This is a genomic window from Vibrio sp. V01_P9A10T6, assembly GCF_963877065.1.
Classification (GTDB): domain Bacteria; phylum Pseudomonadota; class Gammaproteobacteria; order Enterobacterales; family Vibrionaceae; genus Vibrio; species Vibrio anguillarum.
The window spans coordinates 1-12,486 of sequence record NZ_CAWNTB010000008.1 but is presented as its reverse complement, the minus strand read 5'-3'; the positions used below and the strand labels follow the sequence as shown (position 1 = coordinate 12,486).

Below are 12,486 nucleotides of genomic sequence, written 5' to 3'. Positions count from 1 at the left end.
TGAGATATTGAAAGGGATAATAAACGCTTATTTACTTGATGAAATTTTTATTTCAGGGTTAAATGATGATTTCAACAATGCTGGTTATTTTTACTTATACTTAACTTTTTAATAGGTAGGTAGTATCTCTGTGAGATAAATGAGATTATTTACAATATTAATTATAGATAATTTCATTTTTGGCATTAACACTATGTTTAATCTAGCTAATAATATTGACTAAATTATTAGCTAGAATGACTTAACGCTAAGCGATGAGATCGTTTTTCCAGCTTTGAGCGATGAAATCAATGAATTGGCGAACCAATGGGGTTTGATAGCTACGAGAAAGATACACAGCCCATAGTGCGCTGCTTGGGCTGTGAAACTCTGGCAAAACGCGTACTAGTGTTCCTGAGGCGATAAAGACATTTGCAAGATCGCATGGTAGCCGTACGATGCCTTTGTGATGTAGGGCAGCACGGCATAAAATTTCCATATCATTAGCGCGGATATTGCCATTCACGGTGACAGAGAGCTGTTCATTGTCTTTAACCACATCCCACTTGTTATTACTCATGTGCACAAAGCAGTTGTGCTGGGTTAAGTCATTGGGTGTATTGATAGGAGGGTGTTGGTTGAGATAGCTAGGGGAAGCGCATATGACGGTGCCGACGCTCATTAAACGGCGAGCGATGAGCGTATCATCCGGCTGTTGGGTAAAACGCAGGGCAATATCCACGCGTTCATCGACCAGTTGTGAAAGGCGATCTGAAGCGACAATGTCAATTAACACATTGGGGTGTCGTTGCGTGAAATCTTCAACAACGGCCAATAACATGTTTTGAGCAAGGCCTATCGGCGCGGCAATGCGAATGGTACCGTTTAAGAGTTGTGACTGTTCCAACGCCTGTGTTTCGAGTTCGGCAGTTTGGTGCAAAATTTGTTCGCAACGGATTAAAGCCTCTTCACCGGCGGTGGTTAGGCTGACTTTGCGTGTCGTGCGGTGCAGTAACCTCTGCTTTAACCAATCCTCAACTTCTTGGACATGACGTGACACTTGTAATCGACTTAAGCTCAAGTTGTCTGCGGCTTTGGTAAAACTGGCAGTATTTGCCACTTCGATAAAACTGCGCATGGCGGTTAGTCTGTCCATGGTAGGCCTTTATTAGATACGAATATTGATACAATCTACATCATTTTTGGGTGTTTTTCCTCCTTCGTTTAACTACTAGACTACAATTGTTGTCGAGAAACAGAAACCGAATGAGGAAATAAATTATGAAAATTGCAGTATTAGGCGCATCAGGTTGGATTGGTAGTCACATTGTCAATGAAGCAAAAGCACGGGGCCACGAGGTGATCGCGTTAGTGCGTGATTCAAGTAAAGTTGATGCTGAAGGTGTTAGCGTTCAACAATTTGATTTACAACAGCCTTTGTCAAAAATTAGCGCTGCGTTAGCTGGTGTTGATGTCGTGATCGCTTCTATCGGCGGACGTGCGGCTGGCAACCACGATATTGTTGCAGCTACAGCGCAAAAACTGCTGTCGGATCTACCGCAAGTGGGTGTGGATCGCCTACTGTGGGTTGGTGGTGCGGGTTCATTGGAAGTCGCTCCCGGTATCAAATTGGTGACCGTAGAAGGTTTCCCTGAAGAGTACAAAGGGGAAGCATTAGCGCAAGGCGAAGCGTTGGATCTCTTCCGTGCGAGTACAAGCAAGGTTAATTGGACATTTGTTAGCCCGGCCGCTGAGATTTTTCCGGGTGAGAAACAAGGTGCTTACCGTGTGGGCGGTGACGCTCTATTGTCTGATGCTGAAGGTAACAGCAAAATCTCAGTCAGTGATTATGCCCTCGCGATGATCGATGAGTTAGAAAGTGCCGCTCACCCTCGTCAACGTATTGGTGTTGCTTACTGATACCAGTCCGATAGATCCATTTGGCTATTCTCTTGATCGAAAATTGCTGATAACGTGAACGAAGTAATGCTCTCTATGGGCATTACTTTTCTTTGTTTCGCTTATAGGCATTTTAATGGAAATGTTCAGTAGTACGGCGCTTATCGCCATGTTTCTTATTTTCTTGGGTTCATTTGTGCAAACGGCGATTGGTTTTGGTTTAGCGATCGTCGCAGCGCCCTTGCTGTTCTTGATCTCCGCCGATTACGTTCCTGCCCCCATTTGTATCGTGGCGCTGTTTATTTCTATCTTGAACGCCTTAAAGCATCGCTCGAACATTGAGCTCGGCGGTTTAAAAATGGCGCTGATTGGTCGCGTTCCCGGTTCAATTGCGGGCGGTATCCTTCTGGTTTTAGTCTCGACGGATGTACTGGCGTTATGGCTTGGTTTATTGGTGTTATTTGCCGTGGCTGTTAGTTTATTGCCGTATCGCATCGAACCGACCCCAATAAAAATGGGTATTGCGGGTTTTTTCTCCGGCTTCTTTGGCACCAGTTCCGCGATTGGTGGGCCGCCGATGGCGTTGATCTTACAGCATCAAGAAGCGAATCAGTTGCGTGGCAATCTTTCGGCATTTTTTGTGTTTAGCTCGATCATCTCTTTGATTATTCAAATACCGGCAGGTTTTCTGACGTTACATCATTTATGGATAACGATTCCGCTTATCCCCTCAGCTTGGTTGGGTTATAAGTTGGCGATGATGACCACGCAATCACTGCCCAAAGATAACATCCGTTTCGCTGCGTTGCTGCTTTGTACGATAAGCGGCGTTACGGCGGTATGGCATGGTTTAGCCTAGCGTTAATCTTCCGTTCAGGTCATGCAATGATACTGAAAGGGTTTATGGGTCTATTTTATACGGAGTAGCAGTGATGAGAACAATCGGCAATATTATTTGGTTTTTACTGGGCGGAGTGTTTATGGGGCTCGCTTGGTGGTTTTTTGGTCTCCTTGCCTTTATCAGCATTATTGGCATTCCATGGGGGCGTGCTTGCTTTGTTATCGGTAACTTTTCGTTTTTTCCTTTTGGACAAGAGGCGATTTCCCGTGATGAATTGACCAATCAGCAAGATATTGGTACCAGCCCATTTGGCTTAATCGGCAATGTGATTTGGTTTGTTTTCGCTGGTTTTTGGTTAGCCGTTGGTCATATTTTATCGGCGGTGGTTTTATTACCATCATTGGCATCCCTTTCGCACTACAGCATTTGAAACTCGCGGTTATTTCTTTGGCTCCGATTGGTAAAACCATCGTCCCGAAAGAAGAGGCGGCTAGAGCTCGCTATTCTTCTTATCGTTAATATAGGTTTTGTTTTTTGCTCCTTTTCTCTCGTGTTGCTCTCTCAGTGACGAGGGGAAGGGGGCATCTCGCCAACGCGATTAATACGCTTTAATCCCAAACTCTCGCAGTTTTCTGGGCAGAATGTCATCTAAATGGGCAATGTCTTGCGGGTGAATATTAATCAGAGCAAAGCCGTGATCGTGGTAAATCGCTTGTGTGTGTAAGCGAGTTTTTTCGTCGGTCGCGCCACTATCTGAACCCCAATATTGCAAATACACTTTTCCTGCTGGCAGATAAAAATCGCACATCACATCAGCTTCTATCGGCAACTGACGCTCATAAGCGTGTACGACGCCCGCCAAATAGAGCCAATTGTCGATCAATAATTCGCCGGTTGAGCGAACATAGTGGCCGTCTAAGGTGCGATGTTTTGCCTCAAATTTTTGGCGAAAGTGGGACAATGATTTATCGGTCGATTGGCTGTGAGCCTCTTGCCCTAAAAATTCGACAATGGATTGTTTCAGACGTTTATGGCGAGTCACCGTATCATGCCAAACAACAAAGAATTGCTCAGAAGATTTATCTTCACGTTGCTGAGCGCCAGCTCTGAGCCCAGCCTCCGTTACTTGCCAACCTTTTTCTGTTTTAGATATCCAGCCTAACTCACTCAATAGTTGATTTATTTTTTTTGGGTTGAGCCTGAAATGATCGCCAAGTTGAGTGGCACTTAACGTTTTCCCGTTGGTGGCTTGTGTGTCGACGAGCAAGTTTTCCGGCCAGACAATAAATTGGCCATATTGCGTGTGCTGGGCGTATTCGCCGCCAAATTTTGCTCCCAGTTCTGTTAATACCCACTTGTTGTCGAAGCGGTTAATGTACCCTGCTTTTTGGAGGTTACTGAATAGTTGTTTAGCGTCTGTATTACGCAATTTAGCCAGTGCCGAGGTTGAATGTTTTTCTACCATCGTTCTCTCCTATCTCTCTTGAAATCGATCCAACAGATTGATATCCCTACCTTACTTGAATTTTTAATAAATGACAGTGTGAGAGCATGAGATCGTTTTTAAAAAACGGAGTGGTTTGAGTGAATAATGCTTTTATTAGTATCTTAAATTGAATCAGTGAAGTTAATTATTGGATCTATTTGTTCTAAATAAAAAACAATAAGATGTTATTACTTCGAACAATGAATGAAAGGTAAACACAATGACAATTTCAAAACCGTTGATAACGGGTTTTTTGCTAGCAAGCACTTCTTTCTCAAGCTTAGCCGCATTGACGTTTCAAACGTACAACCCAGGGGAAAATGGAGTCTTTCCAGTTAGCTCAACACTGATCAGTGGTGAGAAACAAGCGATTTTAATTGATGCTCAGTTTGGTACAAAAGATGGCCAAGCTTTAGTAGACATGATTAAGCAGTCAGGTAAAGAACTTAAGGCCATCTATATTAGCGCTGGTGATCCTGATTATTATTTTGGTCTGGAACCGTTGGTTTCGGCGTTTCCTAACGTTGATGTTTTAGCAAGCCAAGCGATTGTTGAGCATATCAAGTCGACGAAAGACGCTAAGCTACAGTTTTGGGGCCCGATACTAGGAGAGAGTGCGCCAAATAAAATTATTGTCCCTAAGATTTTTGACCACAGCGAGTTTTCATTAGAAGGTGAGAAGATCGAAGTGAAAGAGCTTAATACACACCAAGCTTACTTATGGGTGCCTTCTGAGAAAACGATTGTCGGTGGTGTAGCGGTTGTCTCTGGTATGCATGTTTGGACGGCTGATAGCCAAACCCCGAAAGCGCGTGGTGAGTGGGTTCAAGCTTTAGAGAAAATGCAGATGCTTCAGCCAAAGAAAGTCATTCCTGGACATTATTTTGCTGATATACCGCAGGGTGTCGAAGCCGTAAAATTTACTAAAACCTACTTGGCGAAATTCGAACAGGCTATTTCAACCTCGAAAGACTCGGTACAAGTAGTATCTAAAATGGTCGCAGCTTATCCAGCGCTTCCAGGTAAAGAGGACCTTGAATTAAGTGCGCAAGTGAATATGGGTGAGCGTACTTGGTAACAGTATCAACGCGAGTTATTGGCTCGCGTTTTCTACTCCAGACGGTTTGGCTTCAACATTACCTGTTTTTACCCATACGTTACTCAATTTATACATGGCGCAGACACTGCATGTGAGCACTTCTCCTTTGCCATGGATCACAAGCACGATATCTTCTCGTTTTTCTTTCGAGTTATTGCGTAGCTGGATCGTCAGTTGATTACCATCCACGCTGTAAGCGCGAGACCAGTGCTGAGTTTCAGATTCAGCACGTACAATACCCTCTTCGAAAATTAATAAGTCATCATTGAACTGGTTGTCATAAGTCCCTTTGAACTCATAAGTTTCACGGTTTAACCAACGTTCAAGGTCATCTTGAAAACAGCCTTGCAAAGTGGCTGTAAGGACGAGAATACTGATTGATTTTGCCGTAGATCTTATCATGTTGCTGCAACCTCTGTTGTTGTTCGCTCAAGTTCTAATAAGCTCGCTTTACGGTTTAAGCCCCCCGCATAGCCAGTGAGTTTACCACTTTTTCCGATCACTCTATGGCAAGGAACGATGATCGAAATTGGATTTCTACCATTGGCCAAGCCGACAGCCCTTACGGCTTTGGGGTTACCGATCGCCTCTGCAATCTGTTGGTAGTTCCAAGTTTCGCCATAAGGTATCTTGCATAATGCTTGCCACACAGATTGTTGGAACTCGGTGCCTTTTGCCGCTAAAGGTAAAGTAAATATAGTCCGTTTCCCGGAAAAGTACTCATCTAACTGTTTGATAGTATTGATGAGTATAGTGCAGTGTTCGGATTTTACCCCTAACTCTGTTGGCATGGTGGTTTCGGTTTCAAACCAAGCCCCCAATAAACCTTGCTCGCAGGCTTGCAATGTCATGATTCCTAAGGGGCTGTGATAGTGGGTGAAGCGATTCATATTAGTAATTCCAACAGTGAAAGGTGGCGTAACTTCCCCAAGGTGAAACCTTGTCTGCGTTCAGCTCAGGAAAATGGCTTAAGGCCTTCTTAACCACCAAATCAGTGTCTAGAAAGCAATCTGAATCGGACTGACCTCTTAACCTAGCGTAGTTTACGGTCCACGGCCCAATACCTTTTAGTGAAAGCCAAGCATCCACATCGGCTTCAGGGTGTTGGCACATGAATTGAGCAAAGCGTGTTAAGGTCTCTTTTCGGCTGTGTGGCATCTTTAAAAAGTGCAAGTCAAGCTGTGCGATTTGTTCCGGGCTTGGAAAGTAACTGCTCGTATTTTGAGCTGGGTTTACCGCATCGACTAACAGGTTGAGCTGGCCAATGGCTGCTTTTATCGAAACTTGTTGACCTAAAATAGCTCTGACTCCCGCCTCCCAACAATTCCAAACGCCGGGAATGCGGATTCCTGAACGAGTGACTAAACCCGGAGCGCAGCCTTCCAAATAGGCCTCGATGTGGCTGATGTCGGCTTCTAGGTCAAATAGGCGGCGTAGTTTTGCCACCAAGTAACGCAGTTTGGTGATGTCTTGCAACTCGAATTCAACCTCTAAATGGGTCTCAGAGGTTAAGCTGGCACGAAACCAGCCAGTCGTATTGTGTATGTTGAAGGTGCGTTGATAATGATTGTTACTGACCTGTTCAATGGCGTTTACTGCACGTAATCGATAGAAATCTAGCATATGTTGCCAATCGAAAGGGCCGCGAAAAGAGAGTGTTAATAGGTTTTTTGTCATCAATGCAGTTTTAGATTGCCGCACTTGGCTGGGGGTCAGTTGCAACGTTTTGATAAACGCATCGTTAAAGCGGCGGGTACTGTTGAACCCACAAGCGAATCCTATATCGGTAATGGACAGAGCACTGGAATGCAACAACTGCTTAGCAAACATCAACTGATGGTACTGAGCATATTGTTTCGGTGACACTCCTAAATGAGTTTGAAACAGTTGTCGTAGGTAGCGGTCACTGATCCCCAAACGTTCGGCAAATTGAACCAGATTGCTCGATTGTAATTCACCTTGCTCAATAAGCTTGATTGCACGCAAGAAGGTGGTTTCAACTCCTTTCCATGCCCAAGAATGAGGTGCACTGTCTGGGCGGCAACGCAGGCATGGCCGATAACCCGCTCGTAGAGCCAGTGCGGAGTTGGCGAAGTATTCAACATTCTTTTCTTTTGGAAGGGTTGCCGGACATATTGGGCGACAAAAGATGTTGGTTGTTTTGACGGCAACGAAAAATCGTCCATCAAATCGCGGATCACGGCTAGTGCGAGCTTGTTGGCATTGTTCTTTATCGAGTTCCATCCATAGTGCCATTTGGTATAACGAGCCTTATGCAGTTTTTATTAAGCTAAGTGTATGCATGAATTCTGTCGATACTAGCCATTTTCGGAACTGGATGGCTTTTTCTGCGGTTTCTCTTGAAAAAGGATATTCATAACGCTGTATTCAATACCCGCTACAACGTTATGAATTTGTTGGGTTAGTCGAGAATGACCTCGCCCGCTTGTTGTAATGAGTAAGCACTACTAGGGTTGATGTTTTTGACTAACTTTTCCACTTGCATAATGGCTTCTATCGATGAGCTGTTTTTTCGGTAGCTGAGGAAGATGGGACGCTGCCAATCTTCCACATTGTCAATTCGATACAATTGGCCAGAGTGGATAAAAGGTTCAACAAGTGAGGTAGGAAGGTAAGCGCTTCCCCCTTTTTCTAAAATGAAATCAAGTGCGATACGAGCGGTCGAGGTGCGCAAATAGGGGGTTGGCGTCTTCGGATGTCGCTCAGCATGCTCGGAGGCGAAACGGCTTCCCCAATCGACGTACACGTATTTATTATCAAAGGCGGTTTCCAGTGTGTCAGGACGCGTCGAAACCAACACCAGTACTAAATCTGCGACTTTTTTGCAGTTTAGCTCTTCGGCTTTAATTGGGTCAAAGGCAAACGCCATATCTAAGGTACGCTCCAGTAGGCTGCGGTTGAGCTGCTCGCGCCCCATGACTTCCGCCATAAAGCCATAACCGCTAAAAGCATCAGTCACAACGCTTAAACAGTTTTGTAGATGAGCATCCCAAACGTTGGGCGTTCCCCCTAATGTCAGCTGTAAAGCTCGGCCATTTTCCAAAGAGAGCTCAAACTTGGCTTGTTGCAAGGTTGCCACCATCACTTCGGCATAGCCAACGAGTCGTTCTCCTGCCGATGTGAGCTTTATGTTGTTGCGATCACGCGTAAACAGTTGAGCATCAAAATAATTTTCTAATTGCTTGATGCGTGCGCTGACGGCGGCTTGGGTCAAATAAAGGTTTTCAGCTGCTCGCCCAAAATGACGTACTTTGGCGAGTTCGAGAAAAGTGCGAAAAACTTTTACATCCATATTAAATCCTCTGAAATTACCCCGTCAGATTAACAAGGAAGTGCAATTATGACGATAAAAAATTTTTGTTTTTCTTTTCGGAGATTTACGCCTAATTTTCGCGTGATCTATCGCTACATGGTAGTAGCGCCATTCACATGAGGTTGATATGTCTGAGACTGAATTCCGTCACGGAAAAAAACGTTTTTACGACAATACAAAGTTTCCACGAGGCTTTGCTAAGTCTGGTGATTTTACTCTTGCAGAAGAAGAACTTCTCGCCATTTATGGTGGTACCATGCTTGGCCTTGAATCTGGTGAACTCACGCCAGAGAATGCCGAAGAAGCTCATTTTGTTAAGGCGATTGAAAACCCAGGTAAAGCGAAATCTAAGTTAGAGCGTGTCTGGTTGAAATACACTCAACTTGCTCGTGGTCGTAAGCGTTTCCATACGTTGAACGGTCGCAATAAACCTGAAAGTGGTGACGACTATAATGATGAAGAAGTTACCTTAACGGAAGAAGATTAATCTGTATCTCTAATGCAGGATCTTAAGCCGTAATTTGGTCTGTTTTCTCATTTATCTCTTCAGCCTTATTGTCTCAATAAGGCTGAAAAACTCGCTCGCATCGCCTTTCATATAAGAGATCTCTGTGCAAAAGAGTGTGACTCAATCAAGATGAGAAAAGTGCTTTCGCTCAAAGCCCTAGTATTGATGACTCACTCGGGCTTTGCATTATCGCCACTCTGCTTATTTGGTCGCGCTTAGCCAATCCATGAGCTGGGTCAACACCGCTACTTAGCCAAAATGGCTACTTTTTTCAAAAAGCTGTCGCGTAGATGCTCTTGGTCATAATCGAGATGGTAGGTATTGTGGAAGCCAACTTTTAGCTCCACACCATTTCCTCGCATGTAAATGTTATAGCCGTCATAGTCTGAAAAAGCTTCGATACCTTCATAGATTTTCCCGAATTCAGTCGGTGTACCATGCGCCATTACTGTTTCATAAGCATGGAGAATTTTCGCGGGTTCAAGTTCGTTTTTCATGGCATTTGCTCCTTTCTTGCTTGTTACTCCAAGTATGGGTAATGAATGCACGCTTCGCCAGATAGTGGAGTGATAGCGACTCAAACTTTACTTAATTTTATAGATGAATTTTTATCTCATTTGGTTATAGCATGTGCCGTATTAGTTAAGCGTACCTGTAGGAATTGCTACAAATTTAAGCGCATTTCTGGTTGAGATTTGAAGAAAGAGCGAAAATTTGACCTAAAACAATGGCAGTTACCCAATACTTATTTTATAATGCGAATTAATGTTCTATTACACCATAATATTCCAATAACTAGGGGCCAATCATGAGACTTATCCCGTTAAAACAGGCTGCACAAGTCGGCAAGTGGGCAGCAGCACACATCGTAAAACGTATCAACGCATTCAACCCAACGGCAGACCGCCCTTTTGTATTGGGTTTACCTACTGGTGGTACACCATTGACGACTTATAATGCACTGATTGAAATGCATAAAGCAGGCGAGGTGAGCTTTAAGCATGTCGTGACATTTAATATGGATGAATACATTGGTATTCCTGAAAATCATCCGGAGTCATACCGCTCATTTATGTATAACAATTTCTTCAATCATGTTGATATTCAAGAAGAAAACATCAATTTACTGAATGGCAACGCACCAGATGTTGACGCAGAATGTAAACGCTATGAAGACAAAATTAAATCATACGGCCGCATTAATCTATTTATGGGTGGTGTGGGTAATGATGGGCACATCGCGTTTAACGAGCCTGCTTCTTCACTTTCGTCGCGCACTCGCATTAAGACACTGACAGAAGATACGCGTATTGCAAACTCTCGCTTCTTTGATGGTGATATCAACCAAGTTCCTAAATACGCGCTAACGATTGGTGTAGGCACACTGCTAGATTCAGAAGAGATCATGATTTTGGTGACGGGCCACAATAAGGCGCAGGCTTTGCAAGCGGCTGTGGAAGGAAGCGTCAACCATTTGTGGACAGTCTCCGCACTACAACTTCACGCGAAATCAGTGATTGTATGTGATGAACCATCAACTCAAGAACTGAAAGTGAAAACCGTAAAATACTTTGCGGAATTAGAAGCAAAAAATATCGAAGGTTTCTAAGTCTCTCCCTGCTGGGAAAGGACATTCATAAACAAAAGGCCTGCTAACATCAGCAGGCCTTTTTACACTTTGTAGCAAATGGGACTTTCTATCAAATGGGGAAGTGCGAACGAAATCGGTAGTTGAATTAACCTTCAGCAGCGATTTTCGCTTCTTTTAATTCAACTACTTGTTTCTCCGGGGCAGGGTAGGTTACTCCATTAAAGCGCCCACCTTGTTCAATGCTCAAGTCGTCGCTATAAATAGACCCTGTAACGCTCCCTTTGCTTAAAATTTCAATTTTAGTCGCGTGACATGTGCCTTGGAACTCGCCATTAATGATGATGTGGCCTGCGTACAGCTCACCATTAACCGTGCCTGTTTCACTAATGACGATGGTTTTATCAACGTGCAATTGACCTTCTACCGACCCGTCAATTTGAATGTCGCTTTCTAACCTGAGTTCCCCACTAATGGAACAGCCTTTTGCGATGAGAGTTGTAGCTGAGTGCTGACTCTTAGCTCGACTTTGTTTACTAAAGATTCCCATCGGATACCTCTTACCTTACTAAATATCGTTTCAAAATCATTCACGCCCCAATCAACAAAAGGTCTTGGATCTAATGAACGGCCGACAAATCGAATTTCATAGTGCAAATGTGGGCCAGAAGATAACCCACTGTTTCCAGAATAAGCAATTAAGTCGCCCTTCTGTACAAAATCGCCCCCTTTCACGGCAAATTTTTGCAAATGAGAATAGGAGCTGGTAAATCCATAAGAGTGCTGTAAGCGTAAAAAATTGCCTGACCCTTTATCACTGGCGCGAGTGACTTCGGCAACGCCATCGGCTGGTGCATAAATTGGCGTGCCTATGTTAACCGCAAAATCTTGCCCGCGGTGAATTTTGACGTTGCCAGTAACAGGATGAATACGCTCACCGTATCCTGACGAAATTCTCGCATTATGCACAGGTGCACCGCTGGGTATTTGGGTCAGCATCACCATTCTAACTGAAGAAGTGATAGCGGCGGTGTCTAAACGTGATTCTAATTCCGCTCCGCTTTCATCCATACCCAATACTTTTTCAAGATCGCCGAGCCTGTCTGAAACAACCTGCATCTTCTCTTCTCGTTCGAGCAGGTCATTCTCTAAGCTGTTTTTTAGCTCCTTTAAAGAGGTGACTTCTTCGGTCAGTGACATCGACTGGCTCTCTAACTCTTGTTGCTTGAGTTTAGCAAAATCAACTTCATCAAGAAGGTAATAGATAACGCCGCCAGTGGCGAGAATGCTGGCAACCAGCACATAGCCAAAACCTTTTAAAAAATGTCGGAACCATTTACCGAGATGAAAGTGCTTCGTCCCATGGATGGATGAAACGGAAACAACCACTCTTTCTTTCATGAATTCGTTCACAGCGTCTATGGTTAACAGTACAGCCGATTCTAACAGGGAATGCTCAGGGTCAAAACATTTTGCGTTGTAAGGCTATACTCGTCCCACCTCTTATTGTTCGGTTTGTGAATTGGAGCGTATCCTTGGCCTGCTTTTAGAAGAAGATCCGATGTTGTTAGTAAAAAAAGCCATATTAATGTATGAGCTAATATTAATATGGTTTTGTGTATATAAGTTACAAAATAGACAATATGGAAGTGGTGGTTTTATTTCGATTAGTGAAATAAAGATGTAATTGTGACTTTTATCACTTTCGGTTCTTTAATTTTTAATAATTAGAGTTAAATTGTGATTTGAATC

At 43.8% G+C, this 12,486-nt stretch carries 14 protein-coding genes and 1 pseudogene; 6 read left to right on the top strand and 9 right to left on the bottom strand.

Annotation, left to right across the window (positions count from 1 at the left end):
* Window positions 1-247: 247 nt before the first annotated feature.
* Window positions 248-1,135, bottom strand: a complete 888-nt coding sequence (locus tag AACQ21_RS00485) for a LysR family transcriptional regulator (RefSeq protein ID WP_105976924.1) — start codon at window positions 1,133-1,135, stop codon at window positions 248-250.
* Window positions 1,136-1,260: 125 nt separating this feature from the next.
* Here AACQ21_RS00485 and AACQ21_RS00480 point away from each other — a divergent pair, with 125 nt between their 5' ends.
* From AACQ21_RS00480 to AACQ21_RS00470, 3 genes and pseudogenes are all read left to right on the top strand, one after another.
* Complete coding sequence (locus AACQ21_RS00480) at window positions 1,261-1,899, top strand: NAD(P)-dependent oxidoreductase (RefSeq protein ID WP_017049335.1); 639 nt, start codon at window positions 1,261-1,263, stop codon at window positions 1,897-1,899.
* Between the two features lie 115 nt (window positions 1,900-2,014).
* Window positions 2,015-2,737, top strand: coding sequence for a sulfite exporter TauE/SafE family protein (locus AACQ21_RS00475; RefSeq protein WP_013868241.1), 723 nt, complete (start codon window positions 2,015-2,017; stop codon window positions 2,735-2,737).
* Window positions 2,738-2,810: 73 nt separating this feature from the next.
* A pseudogene (locus AACQ21_RS00470) lies at window positions 2,811-3,238 on the top strand (YccF domain-containing protein).
* A 79-nt stretch (window positions 3,239-3,317) separates the two neighbouring features.
* On the opposite strand, the gene AACQ21_RS00465 reads toward AACQ21_RS00470, so the two are convergent.
* A complete protein-coding gene (locus AACQ21_RS00465) occupies window positions 3,318-4,184 on the bottom strand; it encodes a glycerol kinase (protein WP_105976923.1) in 867 nt (288 codons plus the stop codon).
* A gap of 241 nt (window positions 4,185-4,425) precedes the next feature.
* Between AACQ21_RS00465 and AACQ21_RS00460 the strand changes: the two genes are divergently transcribed.
* The gene (locus AACQ21_RS00460) at window positions 4,426-5,283 is read left to right on the top strand and encodes a Vmh family MBL fold metallo-hydrolase (RefSeq protein ID WP_017044954.1); all 858 of its coding nucleotides are present in this window, start codon (window positions 4,426-4,428) and stop codon (window positions 5,281-5,283) included.
* Window positions 5,284-5,298: 15 nt separating this feature from the next.
* Here AACQ21_RS00460 and AACQ21_RS00455 read toward each other — a convergent pair whose 3' ends face one another.
* The 4 genes from AACQ21_RS00455 to AACQ21_RS00440 form a co-directional block, all read right to left on the bottom strand.
* A complete protein-coding gene (locus AACQ21_RS00455; RefSeq protein ID WP_094128607.1) occupies window positions 5,299-5,706 on the bottom strand; it encodes a hypothetical protein in 408 nt (135 codons plus the stop codon).
* Window positions 5,703-6,194 carry a methylated-DNA--[protein]-cysteine S-methyltransferase gene (locus AACQ21_RS00450; protein ID WP_094128604.1) on the bottom strand — a complete coding sequence of 164 codons (492 nt, stop codon included), beginning with the start codon at window positions 6,192-6,194 and terminating at the stop codon, window positions 5,703-5,705. The genes AACQ21_RS00455 and AACQ21_RS00450 overlap by 4 nt, the downstream gene beginning before the upstream one ends.
* Window position 6,195: 1 nt before the next feature.
* Window positions 6,196-7,560 (bottom strand): DNA-3-methyladenine glycosylase 2 family protein, encoded by a 1,365-nt coding sequence (locus AACQ21_RS00445; RefSeq protein WP_374956405.1) that lies wholly within the window; start codon window positions 7,558-7,560, stop codon window positions 6,196-6,198.
* 166 nt (window positions 7,561-7,726) lie between these two features.
* Complete coding sequence (locus tag AACQ21_RS00440) at window positions 7,727-8,617, bottom strand: LysR family transcriptional regulator (RefSeq protein ID WP_013868248.1); 891 nt, start codon at window positions 8,615-8,617, stop codon at window positions 7,727-7,729.
* 148 nt (window positions 8,618-8,765) lie between these two features.
* Here AACQ21_RS00440 and AACQ21_RS00435 point away from each other — a divergent pair, with 148 nt between their 5' ends.
* Window positions 8,766-9,125: a DUF413 domain-containing protein gene (locus tag AACQ21_RS00435; RefSeq protein WP_105976921.1), complete on the top strand. Its 360-nt coding sequence runs from the start codon at window positions 8,766-8,768 to the stop codon at window positions 9,123-9,125.
* A gap of 266 nt (window positions 9,126-9,391) precedes the next feature.
* On the opposite strand, the gene AACQ21_RS00430 is transcribed toward AACQ21_RS00435, so the two are convergent.
* A complete protein-coding gene (locus AACQ21_RS00430; protein ID WP_017044957.1) occupies window positions 9,392-9,643 on the bottom strand; it encodes a DUF3081 domain-containing protein in 252 nt (83 codons plus the stop codon).
* Between the two features lie 311 nt (window positions 9,644-9,954).
* On the opposite strand from AACQ21_RS00430, the gene nagB reads away from it, so the two are divergent.
* Window positions 9,955-10,755, top strand: coding sequence for a glucosamine-6-phosphate deaminase (gene nagB, locus AACQ21_RS00425; RefSeq protein ID WP_105976920.1), 801 nt, complete (start codon window positions 9,955-9,957; stop codon window positions 10,753-10,755).
* A gap of 127 nt (window positions 10,756-10,882) precedes the next feature.
* Here the strand turns inward: nagB and AACQ21_RS00420 are convergent, their stop codons facing one another.
* On the bottom strand, window positions 10,883-11,179 hold the full coding sequence (locus AACQ21_RS00420; RefSeq protein ID WP_305951630.1) for a bactofilin family protein: 297 nt from the start codon (window positions 11,177-11,179) through the stop codon (window positions 10,883-10,885).
* A gap of 8 nt (window positions 11,180-11,187) precedes the next feature.
* Window positions 11,188-12,135 carry a M23 family metallopeptidase gene (locus AACQ21_RS00415; RefSeq protein WP_017044959.1) on the bottom strand — a complete coding sequence of 316 codons (948 nt, stop codon included), beginning with the start codon at window positions 12,133-12,135 and terminating at the stop codon, window positions 11,188-11,190.
* Window positions 12,136-12,486: the final 351 nt, after the last annotated feature.

Coding starts and splice junctions, on each gene's coding strand:
- AACQ21_RS00455 (WP_094128607.1), bottom strand. CDS start 5,706: ATGATAAGATCTACGGCAAAATCAATCAGTATTCTCGTCCTTACAGCC.
- AACQ21_RS00465 (WP_105976923.1), bottom strand. CDS start 4,184: ATGGTAGAAAAACATTCAACCTCGGCACTGGCTAAATTGCGTAATACA.
- AACQ21_RS00415 (WP_017044959.1), bottom strand. CDS start 12,135: ATGAAAGAAAGAGTGGTTGTTTCCGTTTCATCCATCCATGGGACGAAG.
- AACQ21_RS00450 (WP_094128604.1), bottom strand. CDS start 6,194: ATGAATCGCTTCACCCACTATCACAGCCCCTTAGGAATCATGACATTG.
- AACQ21_RS00435 (WP_105976921.1), top strand. CDS start 8,766: ATGTCTGAGACTGAATTCCGTCACGGAAAAAAACGTTTTTACGACAAT.
- AACQ21_RS00440 (WP_013868248.1), bottom strand. CDS start 8,617: ATGGATGTAAAAGTTTTTCGCACTTTTCTCGAACTCGCCAAAGTACGT.
- AACQ21_RS00430 (WP_017044957.1), bottom strand. CDS start 9,643: ATGAAAAACGAACTTGAACCCGCGAAAATTCTCCATGCTTATGAAACA.
- AACQ21_RS00485 (WP_105976924.1), bottom strand. CDS start 1,135: ATGGACAGACTAACCGCCATGCGCAGTTTTATCGAAGTGGCAAATACT.
- nagB (WP_105976920.1), top strand. CDS start 9,955: ATGAGACTTATCCCGTTAAAACAGGCTGCACAAGTCGGCAAGTGGGCA.
- AACQ21_RS00445 (WP_374956405.1), bottom strand. CDS start 7,560: ATGGCACTATGGATGGAACTCGATAAAGAACAATGCCAACAAGCTCGC.
- AACQ21_RS00480 (WP_017049335.1), top strand. CDS start 1,261: ATGAAAATTGCAGTATTAGGCGCATCAGGTTGGATTGGTAGTCACATT.
- AACQ21_RS00460 (WP_017044954.1), top strand. CDS start 4,426: ATGACAATTTCAAAACCGTTGATAACGGGTTTTTTGCTAGCAAGCACT.
- AACQ21_RS00475 (WP_013868241.1), top strand. CDS start 2,015: ATGGAAATGTTCAGTAGTACGGCGCTTATCGCCATGTTTCTTATTTTC.